The sequence below is a fragment of the Rhodococcus sp. P3_B8 genome (assembly GCF_056402775.1).
The window spans coordinates 1-920 of record NZ_JBFUGT010000660.1 but is presented as its reverse complement, the minus strand read 5'-3'; the positions used below and the strand labels follow the sequence as shown (position 1 = coordinate 920).

The window sequence follows — 920 nt, the reverse complement described above, 5'->3', positions numbered from 1 at the left end:
CGACCGCACTGGTCACGCGCCAGGAGCCCTGCATGTTGTCGAGCGCCCAGGCGGCCGCGCCYGCCTGGCCCTCGGCCTTGCCGTACACCGTCTTCTGGACGCGCCGGCCGAAGATGATGAACGCTCCGAGCACGCCGAGGAGGAGACCGATCGGGAGAAGGAACCACTGGAGGCCCCAGATCAGACCGACGAGGAAGAACACCACCGCGAGTCCGATGAGCGTGCCGAGCATGAGCGGCAACAGCAGCTTGTCTTCCTTGCGCTGCATCTGGAACGCCTGCCAGAGCTGAGTTCTGCGTTCCTTCGACGCCTGCCTGCGGGCTGCCTTGGCGGCTGCCTTTGCTTCTTTACTGGGTTTGCCCGCTTTACCGGATTTACTGCCGTTCGCCATGCTCTTCAGGATACGTCCCTGGCCGTGCGCGGTGATGACCCGTCCGGTGTCGACCACCGCGCACGCGGGGAGGTCAGCGGGCGAGCCGCGCCATGAGGGAACTCGCCTCCTGCGACGCATCGCCGCTTTCGGTGAGATGTGCCTGTCCTTCAGGCAATTCGCGGCCGTGGTGGGCCATCGCCTGCGCGTAGAGCCGGCCGGCGCGGTAGGAGGAGCGGACGAGGGGTCCGGCCATGACGCCGGCGAACCCGATTTCCTCGGCGGTCTTGGAGTGCTCGACGAATTCCTCGGGCTTGACCCACCGCTCGACGGGGTGGTGGCGGGGCGAGGGGCGCAGGTACTGGGTGATGGTGATGATGTCGCATCCGGCGTCGTGCAGGTCGTGCAACGCCTGGGTGACCTCGTCGGGGGTTTCGCCCATCCCGAGGATGAGGTTGGACTTGGTGACGAGGTTGTCTTCGCGGGCGGCGGTGATCACGTCGAGGCTGCGCTGGTAGCGGAACGCGGGCCGGATCCGCTTGAAGATGCG

Annotated in this window: 2 protein-coding genes; both read right to left on the bottom strand. The window is 66.8% G+C overall.

What is annotated here, in order from left to right:
• The coding region (locus AC1D1G_RS45550) for a DUF4191 family protein (RefSeq protein ID WP_477956979.1) at positions 1 to 391 on the bottom strand (391 nt) is incomplete at its 3' end.
• A 73-nt stretch (positions 392 to 464) separates the two neighbouring features.
• Positions 465 to 920, bottom strand: a 456-nt coding sequence (locus AC1D1G_RS45545; protein ID WP_477956978.1) for a lipoyl synthase, incomplete at its 5' end; no start/stop codon positions are given.